The sequence below is a fragment of the Streptomyces sp. NPDC102279 genome, from assembly GCF_044766365.1.
GTDB lineage: Bacteria > Actinomycetota > Actinomycetes > Streptomycetales > Streptomycetaceae > Streptomyces.
In genome coordinates, this window is record NZ_JBIWLU010000011.1 from 187509 (window position 1) to 211371 (window position 23863).

Annotated in this window: 21 protein-coding genes; 14 read left to right on the plus strand and 7 right to left on the minus strand. The window is 72.4% G+C overall.

The genetic code is table 11. The annotated features are described in order from the left end of the window. Positions 1-134 precede the first annotated feature (134 nt). Positions 135-1274, plus strand: coding sequence for an SGNH/GDSL hydrolase family protein (locus ACIRQH_RS27985; protein ID WP_388929611.1), 1140 nt, complete (start codon positions 135-137; stop codon positions 1272-1274). Positions 1275-1284: 10 nt separating this feature from the next. Here ACIRQH_RS27985 and ACIRQH_RS27990 read toward each other — a convergent pair whose 3' ends face one another. Beyond that, entirely contained in the window at positions 1285-1494 is a 210-nt protein-coding gene (locus ACIRQH_RS27990) for an acyl-CoA carboxylase epsilon subunit (RefSeq protein ID WP_358816564.1), read from the minus strand. 32 nt (positions 1495-1526) lie between these two features. Further along, on the minus strand, positions 1527-3119 hold the full coding sequence (locus tag ACIRQH_RS27995; protein WP_388869418.1) for an acyl-CoA carboxylase subunit beta: 1593 nt from the start codon (positions 3117-3119) through the stop codon (positions 1527-1529). A gap of 133 nt (positions 3120-3252) precedes the next feature. On the opposite strand from ACIRQH_RS27995, the gene ACIRQH_RS28000 reads away from it, so the two are divergent. Together ACIRQH_RS28000 and ACIRQH_RS28005 are read left to right on the plus strand one after the other, a co-directional pair. Beyond that, positions 3253-4119 carry a biotin--[acetyl-CoA-carboxylase] ligase gene (locus tag ACIRQH_RS28000; protein ID WP_404227371.1) on the plus strand — a complete coding sequence of 289 codons (867 nt, stop codon included), beginning with the start codon at positions 3253-3255 and terminating at the stop codon, positions 4117-4119. Positions 4120-4601: 482 nt separating this feature from the next. After that, positions 4602-5984 carry an adenylate/guanylate cyclase domain-containing protein gene (locus ACIRQH_RS28005; protein ID WP_388929613.1) on the plus strand — a complete coding sequence of 461 codons (1383 nt, stop codon included), beginning with the start codon at positions 4602-4604 and terminating at the stop codon, positions 5982-5984. Between the two features lie 34 nt (positions 5985-6018). Here ACIRQH_RS28005 and ACIRQH_RS28010 read toward each other — a convergent pair whose 3' ends face one another. Next, complete coding sequence (locus tag ACIRQH_RS28010) at positions 6019-6708, minus strand: hypothetical protein (protein WP_388869426.1); 690 nt, start codon at positions 6706-6708, stop codon at positions 6019-6021. 954 nt (positions 6709-7662) lie between these two features. On the opposite strand from ACIRQH_RS28010, the gene ACIRQH_RS28015 reads away from it, so the two are divergent. From ACIRQH_RS28015 to ACIRQH_RS28035, 5 genes are all read left to right on the plus strand, one after another. Further along, positions 7663-8502 (plus strand): enoyl-CoA hydratase/isomerase family protein, encoded by an 840-nt coding sequence (locus tag ACIRQH_RS28015; RefSeq protein ID WP_388869429.1) that lies wholly within the window; start codon positions 7663-7665, stop codon positions 8500-8502. Between the two features lie 62 nt (positions 8503-8564). Then, a complete protein-coding gene (locus tag ACIRQH_RS28020) occupies positions 8565-9719 on the plus strand; it encodes a sensor domain-containing diguanylate cyclase (RefSeq protein ID WP_358816571.1) in 1155 nt (384 codons plus the stop codon). Positions 9720-9822: 103 nt separating this feature from the next. Further along, positions 9823-11361: a histidine ammonia-lyase gene (hutH, locus tag ACIRQH_RS28025; RefSeq protein WP_404227579.1), complete on the plus strand. Its 1539-nt coding sequence runs from the start codon at positions 9823-9825 to the stop codon at positions 11359-11361. 232 nt (positions 11362-11593) lie between these two features. Then, positions 11594-11797, plus strand: a complete 204-nt coding sequence (locus ACIRQH_RS28030; protein ID WP_028803001.1) for a cold-shock protein — start codon at positions 11594-11596, stop codon at positions 11795-11797. Positions 11798-11932: 135 nt separating this feature from the next. Then, entirely contained in the window at positions 11933-13651 is a 1719-nt protein-coding gene (locus ACIRQH_RS28035; RefSeq protein ID WP_388869433.1) for a DEAD/DEAH box helicase, read from the plus strand. A gap of 314 nt (positions 13652-13965) precedes the next feature. Here ACIRQH_RS28035 and ACIRQH_RS28040 read toward each other — a convergent pair whose 3' ends face one another. Together ACIRQH_RS28040 and ACIRQH_RS28045 are read right to left on the minus strand one after the other, a co-directional pair. Continuing rightward, entirely contained in the window at positions 13966-14718 is a 753-nt protein-coding gene (locus tag ACIRQH_RS28040) for a DUF2625 family protein (protein WP_358816573.1), read from the minus strand. A gap of 57 nt (positions 14719-14775) precedes the next feature. Beyond that, positions 14776-15120, minus strand: a complete 345-nt coding sequence (locus ACIRQH_RS28045) for a hypothetical protein (RefSeq protein WP_358816574.1) — start codon at positions 15118-15120, stop codon at positions 14776-14778. A 110-nt stretch (positions 15121-15230) separates the two neighbouring features. Here ACIRQH_RS28045 and ACIRQH_RS28050 point away from each other — a divergent pair, with 110 nt between their 5' ends. The 5 genes from ACIRQH_RS28050 (at position 15231) to ACIRQH_RS28070 (ending at position 20297) form a co-directional block, all read left to right on the plus strand. Further along, entirely contained in the window at positions 15231-15575 is a 345-nt protein-coding gene (locus ACIRQH_RS28050) for a hypothetical protein (protein WP_388869439.1), read from the plus strand. 223 nt (positions 15576-15798) lie between these two features. Further along, the gene (locus ACIRQH_RS28055; protein WP_388869442.1) at positions 15799-17055 is read left to right on the plus strand and encodes an Ig-like domain-containing protein; all 1257 of its coding nucleotides are present in this window, start codon (positions 15799-15801) and stop codon (positions 17053-17055) included. Between the two features lie 220 nt (positions 17056-17275). After that, a complete protein-coding gene (locus tag ACIRQH_RS28060; protein ID WP_388869445.1) occupies positions 17276-18739 on the plus strand; it encodes an ABC transporter permease in 1464 nt (487 codons plus the stop codon). A gap of 35 nt (positions 18740-18774) precedes the next feature. Next, positions 18775-19458 carry an ABC transporter ATP-binding protein gene (locus tag ACIRQH_RS28065; protein ID WP_388869448.1) on the plus strand — a complete coding sequence of 228 codons (684 nt, stop codon included), beginning with the start codon at positions 18775-18777 and terminating at the stop codon, positions 19456-19458. Between the two features lie 68 nt (positions 19459-19526). After that, complete coding sequence (locus ACIRQH_RS28070) at positions 19527-20297, plus strand: group II truncated hemoglobin (protein WP_404227379.1); 771 nt, start codon at positions 19527-19529, stop codon at positions 20295-20297. Between the two features lie 40 nt (positions 20298-20337). Here ACIRQH_RS28070 and ACIRQH_RS28075 read toward each other — a convergent pair whose 3' ends face one another. Then, positions 20338-21252 (minus strand): helix-turn-helix transcriptional regulator, encoded by a 915-nt coding sequence (locus ACIRQH_RS28075; protein WP_358816579.1) that lies wholly within the window; start codon positions 21250-21252, stop codon positions 20338-20340. A 181-nt stretch (positions 21253-21433) separates the two neighbouring features. Between ACIRQH_RS28075 and ACIRQH_RS28080 the strand changes: the two genes are divergently transcribed. Beyond that, positions 21434-22474, plus strand: a complete 1041-nt coding sequence (locus tag ACIRQH_RS28080; RefSeq protein ID WP_388869451.1) for an NAD(P)-dependent alcohol dehydrogenase — start codon at positions 21434-21436, stop codon at positions 22472-22474. Positions 22475-22634: 160 nt separating this feature from the next. On the opposite strand, the gene ACIRQH_RS28085 is transcribed toward ACIRQH_RS28080, so the two are convergent. Further along, on the minus strand, positions 22635-23702 hold the full coding sequence (locus tag ACIRQH_RS28085) for an AraC family transcriptional regulator N-terminal domain-containing protein (protein WP_404227581.1): 1068 nt from the start codon (positions 23700-23702) through the stop codon (positions 22635-22637). Positions 23703-23863 lie beyond the last annotated feature (161 nt).

Consider the following 23863-nt stretch of genomic DNA (forward strand, 5'->3'; position numbering starts at 1 on the left):
GCTCGCACCCGCCTCCGTACGCCTCCCGCTTAAACGGGTCTCCAGTTCCCTTAACGTCGATGATGCTGCTACTGTCAGGCCCGTAGCTAAAGGAACTTCAGTCCCCTTAAGGTGTCTCGGGAGAGGGAACCGTCATGTTCACCACCGCCTGGACCGCATCACCCCAGCTCCCCGCGGAAGGCTTCACCCCGAACTGGTCGCGGGAGGGCTTCTGGCGCCAGTCGCTGCGCCAGGCCGTCCGGCTCACCGCGGGCGGCGACCGACTGCGCGTCCGGCTCTCCAACGCGTACGGCACCTCACCCCTGCGGATAGCGGGCGCCACCGTCGCCCGGACCGCCGGCGGGGCCGCCGTCGAGCCGGACTCGGTGCGCCGGCTCACCTTCGCGGGGACCGCCGACGCCGAGATCCCGGCCCGCGGCGGCCTCGTCAGCGATCCCGTCGAACTGCCCCTGGAGCGGCTGGAGTCGGTGACCGTCACCCTGCACCTCGACGCCGTGACCGGGCCCGCCACCTTCCACGCTCAGGCCTTCGCGACCAGTCACCGGGGTACCGGGGACCGTCTCCACGACGTCGGCGGACACGGCTTCACGGAGGTCACCGAGTCCTGGTACTTCCTGTCCGCCGTCGAGGTCGACGCGGGCGGACGCGCGGACGGGGTCGCGCTCTTCGGGGACTCCATCGTGGACGGCTTCGGCTCCACGCCGGGCACGAACCGGCGCTGGTCCGACCGGCTCGCCGAACGCACCGGCCGGCCCGTCCTCAACGCCGGTATCGGCGGCAACCTGCTGCTCAACGACTCGGCCTGGTACGGCGAGAAGGGCGTCCACCGGCTCGACCGGGACGTCCTCGGCCACCCGGGAGTGGACACCCTCGTCGTCCTCCAGGGCGTCAACGACATCGGCTTCAGCGAGACGGACGACCAGCCGACCTACCGGCCCGCCCCGGTCGTCGAGACCGACGAACTCGTCGCGGGACACCGCAGGTTGATCGAACGGGCCCGCGCCCGCGGACTCCGGGTGATCGGCGCGACCCTGCTGCCCTTCGGTGGCTCCGACCACTGGGGCGAGCACGCGGCGAAGGTCGCCCACGAGGTGAACGCGTGGATGCGCGACCCGGCGCACGGCGAGTGGGACGCGGTGGTCGACCTGAACCGCGCCCTGGCCGATCCGGCGGACCCGGACCGGCTGCACCCCGCGTACGACATCGGCGACCACCTGCACCCGGGCGACGCCGGATACGCGGTGATGGCCGAGGCCGTCGCGAAGGTCCTCTAGCGGGCCGGTCCTAGCCGGGCCAGTACGTACGTCCCCAGGCCGTCGAGCCCGGCTGCGGGAGCCGGTGCGCGGCGACCCGGGCCGGGTCGGACCAGGAGTCCCGCGGCCGGGGCGCGCCCGACGGCTCGGCGGCAGCCGCCGCGGCGCGCACGCGGACCACCGCCAGGGCGGCCGCCAGCTCCTCCGGGGTCGGATTGCCCCGTACGACCTTGATCGTCATGTCTGCTCCCAGGGGTCGGGGCCTGCGGCGTTCTAGAGCGGGATGTTGCCGTGCTTCTTCGGCGGAAGTGATGCCCGCTTCGTCCGCAGCTGACGCAGGCCGCGGACGACGTGCGCGCGAGTCTGCGACGGCATGATCACGCCGTCGATGTAGCCGCGCTCGGCCGCCGTGTACGGGTTCAGCAGCGCGTCCTCGTACTCCTGGATCAGCCGGGCACGGGTGCCCTCCTGGTCCTCGGCGGAGGCGATCGTGCGGCGGTGCAGGATGTTCACCGCGCCCTGCGCGCCCATCACGGCGATCTGCGCGGTCGGCCAGGCCAGGTTGAGGTCGGCGCCCAGGTGCTTGGAGCCCATGACGTCGTACGCGCCGCCGAAGGCCTTGCGGGTGATGACCGTGATCAGCGGGACGGTCGCCTCCGCGTAGGCGTAGATCAGCTTGGCGCCGCGCCGGATGATGCCCGTGTGCTCCTGGTCGACACCCGGGAGGAAGCCGGGCACGTCCACGAACGTGAGGACGGGCACGTTGAACGCGTCGCACGTGCGGACGAACCGCGCCGCCTTCTCGCTCGCGTCGATGTCCAGGCAGCCGGCGAACTGCATCGGCTGGTTCGCGACGATGCCCACCGGACGGCCCTCGACCCGGCCGAAGCCGGTCAGGATGTTCGGCGCGAACAGCGGCTGCGTCTCGAAGAACTCGGCGTCGTCCAGGACGTGTTCGATCACCGTGTGCATGTCGTACGGCTGGTTCGCGCTGTCCGGCACGATCGTGTCCAGCTCGCGGTCCTCGTCCGTGAGGGTGAGGTCCGCCTCCTCCGGGAACGCCGGCGCCTCGCTGAGGTTGTTGGACGGCAGGTACGACAGCAGCTGCTTGACGTACTCGATGGCGTCCTTCTCGTCACCCGCCATGTGATGGGCCACGCCCGACACGGCGTTGTGGGTGCGGGCGCCGCCCAGCTCCTCGAAGCCGACGTCCTCGCCCGTCACCGTCTTGATCACGTCGGGACCCGTGATGAACATGTGCGAGGTCTGGTCGACCATGACCGTGAAGTCGGTGATGGCGGGGGAGTACACCGCGCCGCCGGCGCAGGGACCGACGACCAGGCTGATCTGCGGAATGACGCCCGACGCATGGGTGTTCCGGCGGAAGATCTCGCCGTACATGCCCAGCGCGCTGACGCCTTCCTGGATCCGCGCGCCGCCCGAGTCGTTGATGCCGATGACCGGACAGCCGGTCTTCAGGGCGAAGTCCATCACCTTCATGATCTTCTGCCCGTAGACCTCGCCGAGGGCGCCGCCGAAGACGGTGAAGTCCTGCGAGAACACGGCGGCGGGGCGGCCGTCGACCGTGCCGTAGCCGGTGACGACGCCGTCGCCGTACGGACGGTTCTGCTCCAGACCGAAGTCGGTGGAGCGATGCCGGGTGAACTCGTCGAACTCGACGAAGGAGTCTTCGTCCATCAGCAGATCGATGCGCTCACGGGCCGTCAGTTTGCCCTTGGCGTGCTGCTTTTCGACGGCGCGCTCCGAGCCGGCGTGCGTCGCCTCCTGAATGCGGCGCTGCAGGTCCGCGAGTTTGCCCGCGGTGGTGTGGATGTCGGGGTGGTGCAGCTCTTCCGGCTCGGACATCGGGATGCGGCTCCCTGCCTGCTCTAAGGGGACTGAGGGCGGTGCTCAGAAGGGGGACTTGCTACTCATCCGTAGCGTAGTGCTGTGGCTACCGTTCGGCAGTGCGGCGTTTACCACACCTAGGCTGGGTTGCATGACGCCGCGAGATGGTTCAGACGCGCACGACAACCGCTGGTCCGACCTGGGCCGACCGCCGCTCAACGGCGCCGCCCTGCGGCGGGCACTGGTCCGCGACGACGGCCTGTGGGCCGACGTCGAGGTCGTGCAGCGCACCGGGTCGACCAACACCGACCTGGCCGGCCTCGTCACCAAGGAGAACGCCGACGAGGGCGCGGTCCTCGTCGCCGAGGAGCAGAACGCCGGGCGCGGCCGGCTGGACCGCCGCTGGACGGCGCCCGCCCGCTCCGGACTCTTCTTCTCCGTGGTGCTCAAGCCCACCGGCGTCCCCGTCGAACGGTGGGGCTGGCTGCCGCTGCTCACCGGAGTCGCCGTCGCCGCCGCGCTCGCGCGCACCGCCGGTGTCGACACCGTTCTGAAGTGGCCCAACGACCTGCTGGTCCCCGTCGACGGCGAGGAGCGCAAGGCAGGCGGCATCCTCGCCGAGCGCGCGGGCGCCGACGCGGTCGTGGTCGGCATCGGCATCAACGTCAGCCTCCGCGCGGAGGAGTTGCCCGTGCCGGGCGCCGGATCACTGGCCCTGGCGGGCGCGACGACCACCGACCGGGACACCGTGCTGCGGGCGGTGCTGCGCTCACTCGAGGAGTGGTACAAGCGCTGGCGCGACGCGTCCGGTGATCCCGTCGCCTCCGGCCTCCAGGAGGCGTACACGGCCGGCTGCGCGACCCTCGGCCGTGTGGTCCGCGCCGAGCTGCCAGGCGGCCGCTCGATCGTCGGCGAGGCGGTGGCCGTCGACGGCGACGGCCGCATCGTCATCGCCACGGAGGACGGCGTGCAGGAGCCGGTGGGCGCGGGCGACGTGGTCCACCTTCGGGCCGTCTGAGAGGCGCCGGAGAGAGGGGCGTCCGGCCCGTCCATGGGGGCCGGGCCGACGAGCGTCCTGCCGACGCCCGGCCCGCCCTCGGACGAAGGGCCGGCGGGCGGGCCCGACGACGAGCCGGTGGGCGAGCCGTCCGCTGACGGTCTGCCCACGGGCGGTCTGTCCGTGGACGGTCCGTCCGTGGGCGGTGTGACGCGGGGTGCCAAGGGCTCCCGCCGTCGCGCTCGCGCTGCGGGGGCGGCCCCGGGGACGGGGCGGTCGGTGCGGGCGCGGCCGGGCCCGCGGGCACGAGGGGTCACCGGTGCCGTACGGCGGGTGTGCGGGTCCCGTGGCGGGCGGGGGAAAATGCCCGGAAAGGCCCCCGCGCAGCCCCTCCGGACACCGTCTCCCGCCAGGTCGCGCCATCGGGAGTGAGCCAGCGCACACCTGCCGTAGAGTTGAGCGCGGTCGATACCTGACCTCGGCAGATCGGAAGGGCAGCAGGCGTGACCGTCGACGACACCGGCTCCGGCACGGGTGCTCACCCTGCCCCCGACGGCGAGCCGGGCCGTACCGCCGGGCCGGTCACGGACGCGAGCTCCGCACGGGCCGCCGCGAGCGGCGAGACCGGGCAGGAGGTCCGGCCGGACGACCGTACGGACGCAGATCCCGGCCCCCGTGGGGACGGCCACCGCGGCGAGGTGAGCGGAGTCCGCGAGGGCGACGCGACCGACACGCGCGCGGAACCCCGGCCCGACGGACGGCCCGAGATCCGGTCCGACGCGCGGCACGAGGCGAACGGCCGGGTGGACGCGCCGACCGACCCGGACTCCGACGAGGATCCCCTCGCACTGCGCCTGGAGGGGCTCATCCTGGGCGCCGAGCGGCGCTACACCCCGTTCCAGGCGGCCCGCAGCGCGGGCGTCTCCATGGAGCTGGCGTCCCGATTCTGGCGGGCGATGGGCTTCGCCGACATCGGCCAGGCCAAGGCGCTCACGGAGGCGGACGTCCTCGCCCTGCGCCGGCTCGCCGGCCTCGTCGAGGCGGGCCTGCTGAGCGAGGCCATGGCCGTCCAGGTCGCCCGCTCCACCGGGCAGACCACCGCCCGTCTGGCCGAGTGGCAGATCGATTCCTTCCTGGAGGGGCTGACCGAGCCCCCGGAACCGGGGATGACCCGCACCGAGGTCACGTACCCCCTGATGGAGCTGCTCCTGCCCGAGCTGGAGGAGTTCCTCGTCTATGTCTGGCGCCGCCAGCTCGCCGCGGCCACCGGCCGCGTCGTGCAGGCCGCCGACGACGAGGAGATGGTCGACCGCCGTCTCGCCGTCGGTTTCGCCGACCTGGTCGGGTTCACCCGGCTGACGCGCCGCATGGAGGAGGAGGAGCTCGGCGAACTCGTCGAGGCCTTCGAGACCACCGCGGCGGACCTGGTCGCCGCCCACGGCGGCCGGCTCATCAAGACGCTCGGCGACGAGGTCCTCTACTCCGCCGACGACGCCGGTGTGGCCGCCGAGATCGCGCTGCGGCTCATCGAGACGATGGCGAACGACGAGACGATGCCGGAGCTGCGTGTCGGCATCGCCTTTGGCACGGTCACCACCCGGATGGGCGACGTGTTCGGCACGACCGTGAACCTGGCGAGCCGCCTCACGTCGATAGCGCCGCGCGACGCCGTCCTCGTCGACGGCGCCTTCGCGGAGGAGCTGACCCGCACCGGTGACGCCCCCGCCTCCGAGGCCGAGGCCGCGGAAGCGGCGGCCGCCGCGGAGAAGGAGGGCGAGGAACCCCCCTCGTACCGCTTCGCGCTGCAGCCCATGTGGCAGCGGCCGGTCCGTGGGCTCGGTGTCATCGAACCCTGGCTGCTGGCTCGCCGGGACACCGACGCGTAGCCCTTCCCGTCCGCCCCTCCGCCCGGTCACGGGGTCACCCTCGTTGCCCGGGTGACAGCAGTCCGTCCACGCAGATCCCGACGACCGGTACGCACACACCCGGCCTGTGCGTCGGCGCCGGTGCCCGGGTGCTCGGGGCCTGCGTCGGAGTGTGGCGCGGAGCCGTGGCCGTGGGAGCGGGGTCCGGCGCCTGCGGGGGCAGGGTCGTGTAGGTGTCCGTGGGGATGCCGGTGGCGCCCGGTCCGCCGGTGTCCGGGCCGTCGGCGTGGCCCGCCGGCGTGGCGCCGCCCGATGCCGCCGGGGTCGGACCGGGGATCAGACTGACTCCCGGGGCGGGGGTCGGGCTCGCGCCGCCCATCACGGCGGTCGCCGTGGCGACGCCGGGACGCGCGGGCGGCTGTACGGCCTCCACGGTGGTGACGGCGTCGTCCGCCGGGTCCGTGTCCGCGGCCGTGGGCGTCCCGCCCCGTGGCTCCGCGTCCCCGGGCCCGCCGCCTCCGCCGATCCCGGTCATCGACTCCGGCGCCATCCGCGCGAGGCTCAGCACCCCCGCCGCCAGTGCGAGTCCCCCCGCGGCGAACAGCACGCGCCGTCGCCGGGGCCTGCGATGCCGTCCCCGTCCGGAACCCGGGGGAAGCGGGTCGACACCGACATCCGCGTCGGTCCCGGCCGCGGCCATCACGCCGGGGGCCCGCGGAGCCTCGTCCGACCTGCCCGCGGGCATCGGTACGGTCCTCGGCGCCAGTACGGCCCCGGCCCGCTCCCCGGCGGATCCGCCTCCCGCCGGCCGGAGGCCGGCCCGCCCATCGGGGCGCCCGAGCTGCTCGGTTCCCTCCGGGGCGGAAACGTTCCTGGAGACTTCCTGGGCCCGGCCTCCCGTCGCCGGAACGGCGTCCGGAGCGACCGGTCCCCCGGGCTTCGCGCCATTCCTCGGCGGTCGTGCGGTTGTGGACCCGCCCGTGCCCGCGGACCGAGACGCCGGGACACCGCCCGCACCGCCGCCCGCCGGGGAGGCCGTGCCCGTCGGACCGGCCGCTCCCGCGGTCCTCGGTGCCGGAATCGCGCCGGTCCCGGCTTCCCGGGCCGCGACGGAGGGCGCGGGCCGCGGCACCACGGTCACGGGCGGCGTGGCCCACACCTTGGCCGCCCTGCCCCGCTCGTCCCGGACGGCGCGGGAGTCCGCCCCGTCCGCAGCTCCGGCGGCCGGCCGTGCCGCCGCGGCGGTCCTCACGGGAGCCCGTACCGTGCCCGCCCCGACGGGGTCGATCGCGCCCGCGGCGAACGACGTGGGGGCGCTCGTCGCGACCCCGAGGGAGGTCGCCCGCACCCAGCGGGCGCGCGTCGGCCCGGCGGTCCTGCCGGCCTTCGGCGCGGGCAGGACCGGTGCGGCCGGAGCCGCTCCGGACGGTGTCCGGCGTACCGCCCTCGGGCCCGGGCGGGCGTCGCCGGCCTGCGGCGTCTCGCGGTCTGTCATGGCCGTCCCTCCCCGGTGTGCCGATGCCCCGCATGCGCTGTGGCGGTGCGCAGGTTAAGCACGGGCACGGTTCGGGGGTACGGGAGTTGGGTCCGATGTCACCCGAACGAGGAGGTGCGCGACGAAGGGGTGGGTTTCGCCGGACGGCGTCGGCTGCGATGATCGGGGCGTCGACTGTTAACCCGCGTTAACCGGGAGGGTGTCATGGCGGAGCAAGGGGCGGAGCGACCCGCGGACCAGGGCGGGGAGCAGGGCGAGCGGCGGTTCGGCGAGTTCGTCGCCGTACGGCGGCACGGGCACGTCGCCGAGCTCGTCCTCGACCGGCCCAAGGCCATGAACGCGGTGTCCACCGAGATGGCCCGGTCGATCGCGGGGGCCTGCGACGCGCTGGCCGCCGACCGGGACGTCCGCGTGGTCGTGCTGGCCTCCACCCATGAGCGCGCCTTCTGCGTCGGTGCCGACCTGAAGGAGCGCAACTCCTTCACGGACGCCCAGCTGGTGCGGCAGCGGCCCGTCGCCCGGGCCGCCTACACCGGCGTCCTGGAGCTGCCGATGCCGACCGTGGCCGCGGTGCACGGGTTCGCGCTGGGCGGCGGGTTCGAGCTGGCGCTGTCCTGCGACCTGATCGTGGCCGACCGCACGGCGGTCGTGGGGCTGCCCGAGGTGTCCGTCGGGGTGATCCCCGGCGGTGGCGGCACGCAACTGCTGCCGCGCCGGGTCGGTGCCGCCCGCGCCGCGGAGCTGATCTTCTCGGCCCGACGTCTGGAGGCGGCCGAGGCGCGGGAGTTGGGGCTGGTGGACGAGCTGGTGGAACCGGGACAGGACCGTACGGAGGCGCTCGCCCTGGCCGCCCGGATCGCGGCGAACTCGCCGGTCGGGCTGCGCGCCGCCAAGCGTGCCCTGCGCCTCGGGCACGGGCTCGACCTGCGGGCCGGCCTGGAGGTGGAGGACGCGGCCTGGCGCTCCGTCGCCTTCTCCGGCGACCGCGCGGAGGGTGTCGCCGCCTTCAACGAGAAGCGCACACCGGACTGGCCGGGGGAGTAGTCCGGCCCCCTGTTCGCCCCACCAATGTCCCGAATGTAAGTAAATGTCCCTAACCTGGAGCGATGGGAGAGGACAGGCGGCTGAGTGCCGTGGTGACGCTGGCGCAGGGGATGGCCGCGGCGCACACGCCGCGTGAGTCGTGGCGGGCCGCGGCGCTCGGAGCGTGTCACGCGCTGACCGGCAGCTTCGCCGCGCTCTCCGTCTGGGAGCGCGAGCTCGGCCGGCTGCGGGTCCTCGTCAACGTCGGCGACCGCGCGCCGGACGAGGCGGAGTTCCCCGACGGGGAGGCCTACCCCGTGCACCAGTTCCCCGAGATCACCGAGTTCCTGCACGAGCGGTGGGCGGGCGGCGGTGAGCCCAACGCCTGGGTGGAGACCGCCGAAGGCCCGGCGGCCGGCCCCGCCGGGTACTGCCACCAGCGGGTCGCCGCACTGCGCAGGCGCGGGCGCGGCTGCTGCGTCGTCGCGCCGATCGTGCTGCACGGGCGGGCGTGGGGCGAGCTCTACGTGGCCCGGCGGGCCGGCGCCCCCGTCTTCGCCCGCTCCGACGCCGACTTCGCGACCGTCCTCGCCTCCGTCGTCGCCGCCGGGATCGCCCAGACCGAGCGCCTGGAGGAGGCCCGGCGGCTGGCCTACACCGACGCCCTGACCGGGCTCGCCAACCGCCGCGCCGTGGACGTGCGCCTCGACGAGGCCGTCGAGCGGCACCGGAGCGAGGGGACCGTGGTCAGCCTCGTCGTCTGCGACCTCAACGGGCTCAAGCGCGTGAACGACACCCGCGGCCACGCCGTCGGCGACCGGCTCCTCGAACGGTTCGGGTCCGTGCTCTCGCTCTGCGGGGCCATGCTGCCGGGCACCCTCGCCGCGCGGCTCGGCGGCGACGAGTTCTGCCTCCTCGCGATCGGCCCCGCCGCGGACGAGGTGGTCCGGATCGCCGACGAACTCTGCCGCCGCGCAGCCGAGTTGGAGCTGGGGGAGGGGGTGGCGTGCGGGGTGGCCTCGACCGAGGACCCGATCGGGCCCGTACGGTCGGCGCGCCGGCTGTTCCGGCTGGCGGACGCGGCCCAGTACCGGGCGAAGGCCGTCCGGGCGGCGAAGCCGGTGGTCGCGGGGCGCGAGGGCCCCGACGATCCCGTCGTCCGCCTCGCGGACACCCCCGCACCCCCGGCGGGCGAGCGCCGCAGGTTCCGGGGACGGCACGACCCGCCCCGCTCCTGAGGGTCCACGGGGAGGCAGTTGTGACGTACGCCGGAGTAAGGGGTCAACCCGCCGTCCACTAGTGACATCATCGAATTCACTGCGTACGCTCCTGAATATGGATATGCACACTGTGGTGGTGGGGACGTCCGGGGTGACCGCGTCCGACGTACTCGCCGTGGCGCGCGACGGCGCCCGGATCGAACTCTCCGGCGAAGCGGTGGCGGCCCTCGCCGCGGCCCGTGAGATCGTCGAAGCGCTGGCGGCCAAGCCGGAGCCCGTCTACGGCGTCTCCACCGGCTTCGGCGCCCTGGCCTCCCGGCACATCAGCCCGGAACTGCGCGCGCAGCTGCAGCGCAACATCGTCCGCTCGCACGCCGCCGGCATGGGCCCGCACGTCGAGCGCGAGGTCGTCCGCGCGCTGATGTTCCTGCGGCTCAAGACGGTCTGCTCCGGCCACACCGGCGTACGGCCCGAGGTCGCGCAGACCATGGCCGACATCCTCAACGCGGGCATCACCCCGGTCGTCCACGAGTACGGCTCGCTCGGCTGCTCCGGCGACCTCGCGCCGCTCTCCCACTGTGCGCTGACCCTGATGGGCGAGGGCGACGCCGAAGGCCCCGACGGTGTCGTCCGGCCGGCCGGCGAACTCCTCGCCGCCCACGGCATCGCTCCCGTCGAACTGCGCGAGAAGGAGGGCCTCGCCCTCCTCAACGGCACCGACGGCATGCTCGGCATGCTGGTCATGGCCCTCGCCGACCTGGAGACGCTCTACAAGTCGGCCGACGTCACCGCCGCGCTCTCCCTCGAAGCGCTGCTCGGCACGGACAAGGTCCTCGCCCCCGAGCTGCACGCCATCCGCCCGCACCCCGGCCAGGGTGCCAGCGCCGCCAACATGCTGGCCGTGCTGAAGGGTTCGGAGCTCACCGGCCACCACCAGGACGGCGCCCCGCGCGTCCAGGACGCCTACTCCGTGCGCTGTGCCCCGCAGGTCGCCGGCGCCGGCCGGGACACCCTCGCGCACGCCCGTACGGTCGCCGAGCGCGAGCTGGCCTCGGCCGTGGACAACCCGGTCGTGCTGCCCGACGGGCGCGTCGAGTCGAACGGCAACTTCCACGGCGCCCCCGTCGCCTACGTCCTCGACTTCCTCGCCATCGCGGCGGCGGACCTCGGCTCGATCGCCGAGCGCCGCACCGACCGGCTGCTCGACAAGAACCGCTCGCACGGGCTGCCGCCCTTCCTCGCGGACGACGCCGGCGTCGACTCGGGCCTGATGATCGCCCAGTACACGCAGGCCGCGCTGGTCAGCGAGATGAAGCGGCTCGCCGTACCGGCGTCCGCCGACTCCATCCCCTCCTCCGCCATGCAGGAGGACCACGTCTCCATGGGTTGGTCGGCCGCGCGCAAGCTGCGGACCGCGGTGAACAACCTGGCCCGCATCGTGGCGATCGAGCTGTACGCCGCCACCCGCGCCATCGAACTCCGTGCGGGCCTGACCCCGGCCCCGGCGTCGCAGGCGGTCATCGCCGCCGTCCGTGCCGCCGGCGTCCAGGGCCCGGGCCCCGACCGCTTCCTCGCCCCCGACCTGGCGGCGGCGGACGTGTTCGTACGTGCCGGCGGTGTCGTGACCGCGGTCGAGCCGGTGACCGGGCCACTCGCCTAGCCGCTGCCCCTCGGGGCAGCCGGTGTGTGGGCCGGGCGGTTCCCGGCCCACACACCCCGCCTCGCACCCGCGTATCAGTGTGTGCTACTGTCTCATTGATACGTTTTTGGTACCCATTTACTTTGTGCGCCTGATCGGAATCCTCCGCAGGCGCGTTTTGTTTTACCGGCATCTCCGGCATTACCCGGTGCATGCTCCGGATGGGGGCCCACTACCTGTTCAGGAGAACAACATGGCTACCGGCACCGTGAAGTGGTTCAACTCGGAAAAGGGCTTCGGCTTCATCGAGCAGGACGGCGGCGGCCCCGACGTCTTCGCGCACTACTCGAACATCGCGAGCTCCGGCTTCCGCGAGCTCCTCGAGGGCCAGAAGGTCTCCTTCGACGTAGCGCAGGGCCAGAAGGGCCTGCAGGCGGAGAACATCATCCCCGCCTAGTTCGCGACGCGCTTTTCCAGAGCCGGGTCCCGCGCCTTCGGGTGCGGGTCCCGGCTCGCGCTGTGACAGCTCATGCAGGTGGTGAGCGCTTGTGTGTGCAGTCCGTGGGGCCCAGGAAGGAAATCCAGATCCAGCATGACTCGATCCGAACGTCCCGTCCGTAAGCGGCCGGCAAACGCACGCGCCGCACAGTCCGGCGGCTCCGCGAAGAGCGCCGGCCGGGGCGCGGGCCGCGGCCCCGTCCGCAAGGTGACGCCGCCTCAGGAGTTCTCGCTCCCCGAGACCATCACCCCGGCGCTGCCCGCCGTCGAGTCCTTCGACGCTCTGGACATGCCCGCCGCCCTGACGAAGACCCTCACGGCCCAGGGCGTCGTCGAGCCCTTCCCGATCCAGGGCGCCACCCTGCCGAACTCCCTCGCCGGGCGCGACGTGCTCGGCCGCGGACGCACCGGCTCCGGCAAGACGCTCGCCTTCGGGCTCGCCCTGCTCGCCCGCACGGCCGGCCGCCGCGCCGAGCCGAGGCAGCCCCTCGCGCTCGTCCTCGTCCCCACGCGCGAACTCGCGCAGCAGGTCAACGACGCGCTGACGCCGTACGCCACCGCGGTCAACCTGCGCGTGGCCACCGCCGTCGGCGGGATGTCGATCGGCCGTCAGGCCGGCACGCTGCGCCGCGGCGCCGAGGTCCTCGTGGCCACCCCCGGGCGGCTCAAGGACCTCATCGAGCGCGGCGACTGCGCGCTCGGCCAGGTCGCGATCACCGTCCTCGACGAGGCCGACCAGATGGCCGACATGGGCTTCATGCCGCAGGTCGTCGCTCTGCTCAACCAGGTCGAGCCCGGCGGCCAGCGCCTGCTCTTCTCGGCCACGCTCGACAAGAACATCGACCGGCTCGTCCGGATGTTCCTCACCGACCCCGTGGTGCACTCCGTCGACCCGTCCGCGGGCGCGGTGACCACCATGGAGCACCACGTGCTGCACGTCGCCGACGAGACCGACAAGAAGGCCGTCGCCACGCGCATCGCCGCCCGTGACGGCCGGGTCATCCTCTTCGTCGACACCAAGCGCGGCGCCGACCGCTTCACCAAGCGGCTGCTCGCCAGCGGTGTCCGGGCCTCCGCCCTGCACGGCGGGCGCAGCCAGCCGCAGCGCAACCGCACCCTCGACCAGTTCAAGAACGGTCAGGTCACCGCGCTCGTCGCCACGAACGTGGCGGCCCGCGGCATCCACATCGACGACCTCGACCTCGTGGTCAACGTCGACCCGCCGACCGACCACAAGGACTACCTCCACCGCGGCGGCCGTACCGCCCGCGCCGGAGAGTCCGGCAGCGTCGTCACCCTCGTGCTCCCTGAGCAGAAGCGTGAGATGACCCGGCTGATGGCGGACGCCGGCATCACGCCGAACACCGCCCGCGTCAAGTCCAGCGACGAGGAACTCGCCCGCATCACCGGTGCCCGCGAGCCCTCCGGCGTCCCGGTCGTCATCGAGGTCCCGCAGCAGGCCGAGCAGCCCAAGCAGCGGCCCAAGGCACGGCGCGCCACCGGCGGCGGCGCCAGGCGTCCGTCCACCGCGGGCACCGGCTCGGACGGCCAGCCGCGTCAGCAGCGCGGCGGCGGTGGCCGCCCGGCCACGGGCGCCGCGGGTGGCGGCCGTCGCACGAGCGGCGGCGGAGCCGCACCCCGGCGCGCCGAAGGCGGCGCCGGAGCGGGTGGCCGTCGCGCCGAGGGTGGCGCGGCGCCGCGTCGCTCCGAGGGCGGCACGGGCACCGGCCGTTCCGGCGGCACCGGCACCGGCCGCGGGCGCTCCCCGCAGCGCGGCGGCGGCCAGACCGGCGGCGGCCGTAGGGCGGCCTGACCGGACCCACGCAGTACGGCGGCGGGGCCCCCCCCCCCCCCGGGGGGGGGGGGGGGGCGCCCGGGGGGGGGGGCGGCGGGGGGGCGCGGGGGGGCCGCCGGCGCGGCCGGGCCGCGGGCGGGCGGGGGGGGGGGGCCGGCCCCCCCCCCCCCCCCCGGGGGGCCCCCCCCCCCGGCGCGGGGGGGGGGGGGGCCCCCCCCCGCCGCCGTGTCCGGGCCGCGACGGGAGCCGAGGGGGACCCCGCTTGCGGCGGAAGCCGGAGCGTCCGGCGTGACCCCCTCTCCCGGTACGGGAACGGGCCGCCTCCGGTGGGCTCAGAGGTCGCCGAGGAAGCCGGGGTCGATCTTGTCCAGTTTCAGGCCGAACTCCCGGTGCAGGTCGAGGAGTTCGGCGAGCGGGACCGCGCGGCGGCTGGTGGACATGAGGTCGCGGCGGGCCTCCGCCGACCACAGGAACGGTACGACGGACAGCCCCTGGGTGCCGGTGAGCGCGCCGGACTCCGCCCGCCAGCCGGGCCACCGCAACGTGTCGTAGAACTGGTCCGTGCCCTCGGTGAGGAGCCACTGGAGCCATGCCCCGTGGCCGACCTCGAGTGCCTCCCACTTCAGGGAGTCGGGCGCGAAGTACACGATCTCGCCGGGATGCCCCGGACGCCCCACCGACTCCGGGTCGGCGCCGTTCAGGACGAACACCCCGCCCAGTACGTCATGGCCCACGACGAGCCCGCCGTCCTGGGGGCGCCAGGCCGGATCGAACCGCTCGGGGAAGCCGTTGACCTCGGCGAGCGAGGGCAGGTCCGTGGACCCTCCCGGCAGCCCCGCCGACGCGTCCTCGGCCGGACTGCCGTAGATCCGCACCCAGCCGCTGTCCAGCACCACCCCGCCGCAGTTGAGCACCATCCCGCCCAGCCAGGACCGGGCGGTGACCTGCAGCTGGAGCAGGCCGGCGCGGCCCAGCGCGGGGTCCACGGGCAGGACCTCCATGGACACACCGCTGGCGTCGAGTGCCTTGGCCAGCAGCGGCCAGGCCGGTTCCTCGACGTCGGTCAGCTCGCTCAGCTCTCGCATGGCTTCCCCGTGGGTTGTCCGGAACGCGGTGGGCTTGCTCGGTCGGCCGTCGTGCCGTCAGTGGGCCAACGTGCGCTCGCGGCGCACGGAGTAGGCCACGAATCCGGCCCCGAGGCCGAGGAACACCGTGCCGCCGACGACGTACGGCGTCGTGTTCACGGCGCCGGTGTCGGCGAGTTGGGGCCCGGCATCGCTGGAGGACGTGTCCTGCGCGGTGTCGGACATGGTCTCCGGCCCCGTGGAGGCCCCGGTGGTCGTGGTGTCGGCCGGGGCGGATGCCGGTGCCGACCCGCTCGGGGACGGCACGTCCGGGGTCGCGTTGGCGGACGGGACGAACCAGAGGGCACCCAGGAGGGTCCCTGCTGCGGTGGCGGTCAGCAACGATCGACGTGCGGCGGACACGAAATATCGATCCCCTTGTGGCGCTGGCGAATTGGCCGTGTGGGGCGATGCTAATGAAAGGCGCGGGTCGTGGGAAAGTCGCGTAACCCACGGGCCGTACGCTCCCTCCCATGAGTACCCCTGAGACATCACAGTTTGTCCGGCTTCGTGTCGAACTGGTGCTGGAGATCGGTGACGCCGACGCTGTCGCGAAGGCCGCACTCGCCCGGATCGCCGAGGACGCGGCCATGCCGGCCGACGAGCGGGCGCAGGCCGAGAGCGCGGTGACGGAAGACACGGCGGAGGCCCTCGCGTATCTCGTCGATCCGTTCGACCTGGTCAGCGAGGTGCCGGGGACGGAACTGGCCCAGGCGTCGTGGAGCAGCGAGCCCATCGACTACGACCCCGATTCGCCTGAGTGGGACCTCGACGAGGATGATGCGGACGAGGACGACGAGGAAGACGTGCGCGGCTGACGCGGTTCGGGCGATTACCGGCCCCGGGCGGCAACCGCCGCCCGGGGTTTCTTCGTCTCCGCAGACGCACGGGCCACCTGCGTACCGCTCCGTCCGCATGCCTGGACGTGGCGTGCCCCACACTTCCGCGGGAAATGGAACGGGACGAACCGGTCGTAGCGTTGACAGTCCTTACGGGGCTCTCGTGTCTTTTCGGGATTCGGCAACGATGGAGAAGCGTGTGATGACGGACAGTAAGCGGCGCAAGGGCCTGATGGCCGCGTCCGCACTGCTCGGCGGGGTGCTGGTGCTCTCTGCGTGCAGCGGAGGCGACGACAAGGCCGGCGCGTCGGACGGCGGCGACGGAGCTTCGTCGCAGGCCAAGGTCGACGAGGCCGCTGCCAAGAAGACCTCCGAGGCCCAGATCAGGATCACGCCCAAGGACGGCTCGGACAACGCGTCGATCAACAACGGCACGGCGGTCACGGTCAGCAAGGGCTCGCTCACGTCCGTCACGATGCAGACCGCGACCGGCACCGCCGTCGCCGGTCAGATATCCGCGGACAAGAAGAGCTGGAAGCCCACCTCGCAGCTGAGCCGCGCGACGACGTACAAGATCGCCGCCGAGGCCGCCGACTCCTCGGGCCGCGTCGCCCACGAGAACGCGTCGTTCGCCACCGTCTCCCCGGCGAACAGCTTCATCGGCAACTTCACGCCGGAGGACGGCTCCACCGTCGGTGTCGGCATGCCGGTCTCGATCAACTTCGACAAGGCGATCACCAACAAGGCCGCGGTGCAGAAGGGGATCTCCGTCTCCTCCAGCAGCGGCCAGGAGGTCGTCGGTCACTGGTTCAACGCCAACCGCCTGGACTTCCGTCCCCAGGACTACTGGACCGGCGGGTCCACCGTCACCCTGAAGCTGAACCTCGACGGTGTCCAGGGTGCGAACGGCGTGTACGGCGTGCAGCAGAAGACGGTCACGTTCAAGATCGGCCGCAACCAGGTCTCCGTCGTCGACGCCCAGACCAAGACGATGAAGGTCATGCACGACGGCAAGACGATCAAGACCATCCCGATCTCGGCCGGTTCGCCCGAGAACAAGACGTACCAGGGCCAGATGGTGATCTCCGAGAAGTTCAAGGAGACCCGGATGGACGGCTCGACCGTCGGCTTCAAGAACGACGACGGCAAGGGCGAGTACGACATCAAGGACGTGCCGCACGCGATGCGTCTGTCGAACTCCGGCACCTTCATCCACGGCAACTACTGGGGTGCGAAGTCCATCTTCGGCTCCGCCAACACCAGCCACGGCTGTGTCGGCATGTCCGACACGAAGGGCGCCGGCGACCCCAACACGCCCGCCGCGTGGTTCTACAACAACTCGCTGATCGGTGACGTCGTCGTCGTCAAGAACACCGGCGACAAGACGGTGGCCCCGGACAACGGCCTCAACGGCTGGAACCTGGACTGGGCGGCCTGGAAGGCCGGTTCGGCCGTCTGATCCCGCTCACCCTGCACACGCCGATGCGGCGGTGGCCCCACGGGGGTCGCCGCCGCATCGGCGTTCCGCGTTCCGGGTGAGCCCGCAGGGTCCCCGGGCGAGGCCCGCAGAGCGTACGCATGCGGCGTTCTCAAAGATTTCTGGGCCCGGCCACAGCCTTCTCATCGTTCTCTTATTTCGGCCTTATCCCTTCATCACGCGCCGTACCTAGCTTGCGGCCATGTTCTTCACCTACCTGAGGCGCGAACTGCGCCGCCGCAGAAAGGCGGCCCTCGTCGTCGCCTCCGGGCTCGCGCTGGGTATCGCCCTGGTCATCGTGGTCAGTTCCGTCTCCTCGGGCATGGAGAAGGCCCAGGGCAAGGTCCTCCAGTCCCTGTACGGGCTGGGGACCGACATGACGGTCACCAAGGCGGCCGAACCGGCCACCAGCACCAGCCAGCGCCCTCGCTTCAACTTCGACGCGAACGACAACGGCTCGGACACGAAGCAGAGCAGCGACCGCGTCATGGTCCAGGGCTTCCAGACCCTCGCCTCCTCGACCGTCGGCAAGGTCGACACCCAGCAGGGTGTGGCGGACGCCGTCGGCGGACTGAGTCTCCAAGTCATCCGGGTCAACGGCCAGTTCACGCGCGGTCAGTTCCAGCAGGCTCCGGGCCAGCAGGGCGGCAACCGGCGCGGTGGCGCCCAGCCCTCGCCGCAGGGCACCGTCAAGGGCGGCGGAGCCGACTTCGACGTCAACAACTACTCGGTCTACGGCACCGACGTCACCAAGCCCGCCCTGGGCCCGCTGACGTCGTCGAAGATCACCAGCGGCCGTACGTTCAAGACCTCCGAGACGAACGCCAAGGTCGTCGTCGCGGACACCTCCTACGCCAAGGAGAAGAAGCTCAAGGTCGGCGGGACCGTCACCGTCAAGAGCGTCAAGTACACGATCATCGGCATCGCGACACCGGACAGCGGTGACGCGGCCGCCAACCTCTACATGCCGCTCCAGCAGGCCCAGACGCTCAGCGACTCCAAGAACAAGGTCACGACGATCTACGTCAAGGCCTCGGACTCGCAGCAGATCTCCAGCGTCAAGAGCACCATCCAGAAGAACATCTCGGGCACCACGGTCACCACCTCCGCCGACCTCGCGGACACCGTCTCCGGCTCCCTGTCCACGGCCTCCGACCTCGCCTCGAACGTCGGCAAGTGGCTCTCGATCGCGGTGCTCGTGGCCGCGTTCCTGGTCGCGGGACTGCTCACCTCCTCCGCGGTCTCCCGCCGCGTCCGCGAGTTCGGCACCCTCAAGGCACTCGGCTGGAAGTCCAGCCGCGTCACCCGCCAGGTCGTCGGAGAAGCCGTCGTCAACGGCCTCGTCGGCGGCGTCCTCGGTATCGCTCTCGGTCTCGCGGGCGCCTACGTCGTCACCGAGATCAGCCCCAACCTCCAGGCACAGCTGGGCAGCTCGGGCGGCGGCGGCTTCGGCGGCGCCGGTGGGGGCGGCGGCGGTGGCTTCGGCGGTCCGGGCCGGCAGACCGCGTCCAAGGCCCTCGATGTCGCGCTCACCGCGCCCGTCAGCGTCAACACGATCGTCGTCGCGGTCGCCCTGGCCGTCGCCGGCGGTCTGATCGCCGGCGCCTTCGGCGGCTGGCGCGCCTCCCGGCTGCGCCCCGCGGACGCCCTGCGCCGCGTCGAATAAGCCCCGCCGTACTCACGTATCCCAGGAGTTGCACCATGTACGAACTCAGAGGCGTCACCAAGCGCTATACGCGGGGCAAGGAGACCATCGACGCGCTCGACGGAATCGACCTGACGATCGGGGACGGCGACCGGCTCGTCATCCAGGGCCCCACCGGCGGCGGGAAGTCCACCCTCCTCCAGATGCTCGGCGGACTCGACCGTCCCACCGCCGGGAGCATAGAACTCGACGGCACGGACATGGCGAAGCTGTCCGAGGCCAAGCTCACCCGGGTGCGCAGCGAGAACATCGGGTTCGTCTTCCAGAGCTTCAACCTGATCCCCACGCTCACCGCTCAGGAGAACGTCGAGACCGCGCTCGTACCGCTCGGCGTGAAGACGAAGGACCGGCGTGAACGCGCCGCCGCCGCCCTGGAGTCGGTGGGGCTCGCCGAGCGGCTCGGCCACCTGCCCGCCGAGCTGTCGGGCGGCCAGCAGCAGCGGGTGGCGATCGCCCGCGCCCTCGTCAAGCAGCCCAAGGTGCTGCTCGCCGACGAACCCACCGGCAACCTCGACGAGTCCATGCGCGACGAGATCATGGACGTGCTCGAAGCCATGTGGAAGGAGCACGGGCTGACGTTCATCATGGTCACGCACGACTCCTCGATCGCGAAGAAGGCCCCGCGCGTCGCGACGATCCGCAAGGGGAGGATCACCGTCAAGGAGAACGCGAAGGCGTAGGACTGTGCCGGCAGCGAACGGGCCGCCGGAAGCGAGGCTTCCGGCGGCCGTTCGTGTTTGTGTGGGGTATGACCGTTTCGACAGTCGAATACATCCGCTACCGGATCTCCGAGGACCAGTCGGGCCCGTTCCTGGCCGCTTACACCCGCGCCGCGGCCCAGCTCGCCGCCGCCCCCGAGTGCGTGGACTACGAACTCGCCCGCTGCGAGGACAACTTCGAGAACTTCATCCTGCGGATCACCTGGACGTCGACCGAGGCCCACCTGGAGGGCTTCCGCCAGTCCGATCGCTTCCAGGACTTCCTCGCCGAGATCGGGCCCTACGTCGGCGACATCGAGGAGATGCGCCATTACAAGCCGACGGCCGTACGCGGCCGGGGCGCCGCGGTTCCCACGCTGTACGCCTGGGCGGGCGGCACCGAGGCGTTCACCCGCCTCACCGAGGCGTTCTACGACAAGGTCCTCAAGGACGACCTCCTCGCACCCCTCTTCGCCGACCTCGCGCCCGAGCACGCCGCCCATGTCGCCGCCTGGCTCGGCGAGGTCTTCGGCGGCCCCACGAACTACTCCGACACCCAGGGCGGGCACGGCCACATGGTCGCCAAGCACATGGGCAAGGGCATCACCGAGGTCCAGCGGCGCCGCTGGGTCAACCTCATCCAGGACGCGGCCGACGACGCCGGGCTGCCCACCGACGCCGAGTTCCGCTCCGCCTTCCTCGCCTACGTGGAGTGGGGAACGCGGCTGGCCGTCCTCTTCTCCGCCCCGGACGCGAGCGCGCCCGCGGAACAGCCCGTACCGAAGTGGACGTGGGGTGCCGCACCGCCGTACCAGCCGTGACCGCTCGAGGGCCGGGGTGGTGGCCTGCCGAGCCGACGGCCTACTGGGGTGAGGAGGCGCCCGCCCGGGTCGCGTCCGTGCCCCAGGAGGCCAGCAGCCGCAGCGCCTCGGCCGACGGGGACCCCGGCTCCGCGTGATAGGTGACGAGCGCCAGCTCGGCGTCGTCCACCAGCCGGAACGACTCGTACTGCAGAGCGAGATCGCCCACCAGCGGATGCCGCAGCAGCTTCACCCCGTGGCTCTTCTCCTTCACGTCGTGCGTCGCCCACAGCCGGCGGAAGTCCTCGCTCTTCACCGACAGCTCGCCCACCAGCGCCGACAGCCGCGGGTCGTCGGGATGGCAGCCCGCGTCCATCCGCAGATGGCAGACGATGTCGATCGCCTTCTGCTCCCACTCCACGTACAGATCGCGGTATTCGGGCCGCAGGAAAACCATCCGCGCCCAGTTCCGCTCCTGCGGCGGCAGCTCCGACCAGTCGCCGAAGACGGCGGCGGCCATCCGGTTCCAGCCGAGCAGGTCCGAACGCCGACCGGTGATGTACGCGGGAACGCCGTCCATCGTGTCCAGCAGCTGCCGCAGCGCACCCCGCACCTGCTGCGGACGCGCGGTCTGCTTCTTCTTGTGCTGCTTGGGCTTCGCGAGGTGCGTCAGGTGGTTGTGCTCGGCGTCCGACAGGCGCAGCGCCCGCGCGATCGCGTCCAGCACCTCCGCCGACACGTTCCGTCCGTTGCCCTGCTCCAGGCGCGTGTAGTACGCCACGGACACCCCCGCGAGCTGCGCCAGCTCCTCGCGGCGCAGTCCGGGCACCCGGCGGTGCCGTCCGAAGTCCGGCATCCCGACGTCCTGGGGCTTGAGCCGGGCCCGGCGGGTGCGCAGGAACTCGCTGAGTTCGGCACGTCGGTCCAGCGGCAGGCCCGCCTCACCGGCGGACCCCGCAGAGGGCTGTTCATCCATACGTCCAGTATTCCCGGTCGTACGCCGAGGAGCCTGACCCCGTCAGTAGTAGGACCAGCGAACGTACGCAGAGCCGTGACCTGGGTGGATCCCGAGAGTTCGGGCAGGCTTGAAGCCGTGCCCGATGCAAGAGACCTGACAGCCGGGCACCGTACAGACCACTCCCGAGGAGAACCCCGGCATGACCACAGTCGCTGCGTACGCCGCTCCCGCCGCCAAGGCTCCGCTGGAGCGCACCACCATCGAGCGTCGCGAGGTGGGCGAGCACGACGTCCTGATCGACATCAAGTTCGCCGGCATCTGCCACTCCGACATCCACCAGGCCCGAGAGGGCTGGGGCGAGGCCATCTTCCCGATGGTCCCCGGCCACGAGATCGCCGGCGTCGTCTCCGAGACCGGCTCCGGCGTGACCAGGTTCAAGGTCGGCGACCGGGTCGGCGTCGGCTGCATGGTCGACTCCTGCCGCGAGTGCGAGAACTGCCAGGCAGGCCTGGAGCAGTACTGCCTCAAGGGCAACGTCGGCACGTACAACGCCGTCGGCAAGGACGGCACGCCCACCTACGGCGGCTACTCCGAGAAGATCGTCGTCGACGAGAAGTACACCCTGCACATCCCCGAGGGCATCTCCCTCGACGTGGCCGCGCCGCTGCTCTGCGCCGGCATCACCACGTACTCCCCGCTCAAGCACTGGAACGCGGGCCCCGGCAAGAAGGTCGCCGTCCTCGGCATGGGCGGTCTCGGCCACATGGGCGTCAAGATCGCGCACGCGCTCGGCGCCGAGGTCACGGTGCTCTCCCAGTCGCTGCGCAAGAAGGACGACGGCCTGAAACTGGGCGCCGACCACTACTACGCGACCAGCGACCCGAAGACCTTCGAGGAGCTGCGCGGCACCTTCGACGTGATCCTCTCCACCGTCTCCGCGCCGCTGGACCTGGACGCCTACCTCTCCCTGCTGCGGACGGACGGCGCCTTCGTGAACGTGGGCGCGCCCGAGGAGCCGGTCCGGCTCAACCTGTTCTCCGTGATCGGCGGCCGCAAGACCCTCGCGGGCTCCGGCATCGGCGGCATCCAGGAGACGCAGGAGATGCTGGACTTCTGCGCCGAGCACGGCCTCGGCGCGGAGATCGAACTGATCGCCGCGTCCGAGATCAACGAGGCGTACGAGCGGGTGCTGGCGAGCGACGTCCGCTACCGCTTCGTGATCGACACGGCCACCATCTAGCCGCGTCCCCGGGGGCCGGCGGCCCCCGGTAGAGCCCGCCGCCGTCCTGACCCCGTGAGCCTGGGCGCCGATCCCGTCGTACGACTGGATCGGCGCCCTTGCGCTGCCTACGCGCGGCGGTACCACCTCGGGCCGCGGCGGCGGGTACCCGGTCCGCGGTCTAGAGGGACGGGGACGGCACTGCGCCGCGTCGCTCGGGCTGCCCGGTGCGGGCGGCGGCCTCTCCGCGGAGGCGGGCGGCGTCCTGGCCCGGCGGGCTGCCGAACTGGCGGCGGTACTCGCGGCTGAACTGGGACGCGCTGTCGTAGCCGACCGCGAACCCGACGCCCGCCACGTCGTCCGTACTGCTCATCAGCCTCAGCCGGGCCTCCTGCAACCGGATCCGCTTCTGGAACTGGATCGGCGTCATCGCGGTCACCGCGCGGAAGTGCCGGTGGAACGGCGAGGCGCTCATCCCGGCCAGCCTGGCCAGCTCCTCCACCCGCAGCGTCCGCGCGTGGTGGTCCCGGATCCAGCGGATCGCCCGGCTGATGTGCCGCAGCCGGCTGTCGGCCAGCCCGATCTGGCGGACCAGCGCACCCTGCTCGCCGGTGATCAGCCGCCACAGGATCTCCCGCTCGATCATGGGCGCGAGGATCGGCAGGTCGGAGGGCCGGTCCAGCAGCCGGACCAGACGCACCACCGCGTCCAGGAGGTCGGGTGAGGCGTCACTGACGGCGAGGCCGGGCGGAGCGGTGCGGGAGGACGGGGGACGGCTGCCGGTGCGCCCCGCCCCCGCCGTCCGCGCGGCCGTCGCATCGGCTCGCGCACCGGCTCGCGTCGCGGCTCCCGTCCCTGTCCCCGTCTCTGTCCCCGCGCCTGCACCCGCCCCGGCTTCGGCGAGGAGGAGTGAGGCGATGTCCGGGGGCCTGAGGGTGAGCCCGAAGGCGAGGAACGGCTCCTCGGGGGAGGCGCGCGTGTAGTGGCCGGTGACCGGCAGGTCCACCGAGACGACCAGATACTGGCCCGCGCCGTAGTCGTGGATCCGGTCACCGAGCGTCAGCCGCTTCGCGCCCTGCGCCACCACGGCGAGCACCGGGTCGGCGATGCTCGACGTCGGGGCGGAGGGGCCATCCACGCGGGACAGCATGATCCCGTGCGGCGCGGTGCCGTCCCGGTCGACGTGCCGCAGGACGAGGTCCCGCAGCGTCCGCAGGCTGTCCGGGGGAGCGGGACGGCTGCCGGGCAGGGCGAGCGTCCGGAGGGGTTCGTCGGGGTACACGTTCGATCCAAACACCCGAGTGGGCGGGCGGCAACGCTGATTCCGGCCGATCGGGCAGGATCGTGCAAGAGGCCGGTCGGATCGCCCTAACGATCGCGCAGCTCACGGTGGTTTGCTCGAAGAGCCGG

Coding starts and splice junctions, on each gene's coding strand:
- ACIRQH_RS27985 (WP_388929611.1), top strand. CDS start 135: ATGTTCACCACCGCCTGGACCGCATCACCCCAGCTCCCCGCGGAAGGC.
- ACIRQH_RS27990 (WP_358816564.1), bottom strand. CDS start 1,494: ATGACGATCAAGGTCGTACGGGGCAATCCGACCCCGGAGGAGCTGGCG.
- ACIRQH_RS27995 (WP_388869418.1), bottom strand. CDS start 3,119: ATGTCCGAGCCGGAAGAGCTGCACCACCCCGACATCCACACCACCGCG.
- ACIRQH_RS28000 (WP_404227371.1), top strand. CDS start 3,253: ATGACGCCGCGAGATGGTTCAGACGCGCACGACAACCGCTGGTCCGAC.
- ACIRQH_RS28010 (WP_388869426.1), bottom strand. CDS start 6,708: ATGCCCGCGGGCAGGTCGGACGAGGCTCCGCGGGCCCCCGGCGTGATG.
- ACIRQH_RS28015 (WP_388869429.1), top strand. CDS start 7,663: ATGGCGGAGCAAGGGGCGGAGCGACCCGCGGACCAGGGCGGGGAGCAG.
- ACIRQH_RS28020 (WP_358816571.1), top strand. CDS start 8,565: ATGGGAGAGGACAGGCGGCTGAGTGCCGTGGTGACGCTGGCGCAGGGG.
- hutH (WP_404227579.1), top strand. CDS start 9,823: ATGCACACTGTGGTGGTGGGGACGTCCGGGGTGACCGCGTCCGACGTA.
- ACIRQH_RS28030 (WP_028803001.1), top strand. CDS start 11,594: ATGGCTACCGGCACCGTGAAGTGGTTCAACTCGGAAAAGGGCTTCGGC.
- ACIRQH_RS28035 (WP_388869433.1), top strand. CDS start 11,933: ATGACTCGATCCGAACGTCCCGTCCGTAAGCGGCCGGCAAACGCACGC.
- ACIRQH_RS28040 (WP_358816573.1), bottom strand. CDS start 14,718: ATGCGAGAGCTGAGCGAGCTGACCGACGTCGAGGAACCGGCCTGGCCG.
- ACIRQH_RS28050 (WP_388869439.1), top strand. CDS start 15,231: ATGAGTACCCCTGAGACATCACAGTTTGTCCGGCTTCGTGTCGAACTG.
- ACIRQH_RS28055 (WP_388869442.1), top strand. CDS start 15,799: ATGACGGACAGTAAGCGGCGCAAGGGCCTGATGGCCGCGTCCGCACTG.
- ACIRQH_RS28060 (WP_388869445.1), top strand. CDS start 17,276: ATGTTCTTCACCTACCTGAGGCGCGAACTGCGCCGCCGCAGAAAGGCG.
- ACIRQH_RS28065 (WP_388869448.1), top strand. CDS start 18,775: ATGTACGAACTCAGAGGCGTCACCAAGCGCTATACGCGGGGCAAGGAG.
- ACIRQH_RS28070 (WP_404227379.1), top strand. CDS start 19,527: ATGACCGTTTCGACAGTCGAATACATCCGCTACCGGATCTCCGAGGAC.
- ACIRQH_RS28075 (WP_358816579.1), bottom strand. CDS start 21,252: ATGGATGAACAGCCCTCTGCGGGGTCCGCCGGTGAGGCGGGCCTGCCG.
- ACIRQH_RS28080 (WP_388869451.1), top strand. CDS start 21,434: ATGACCACAGTCGCTGCGTACGCCGCTCCCGCCGCCAAGGCTCCGCTG.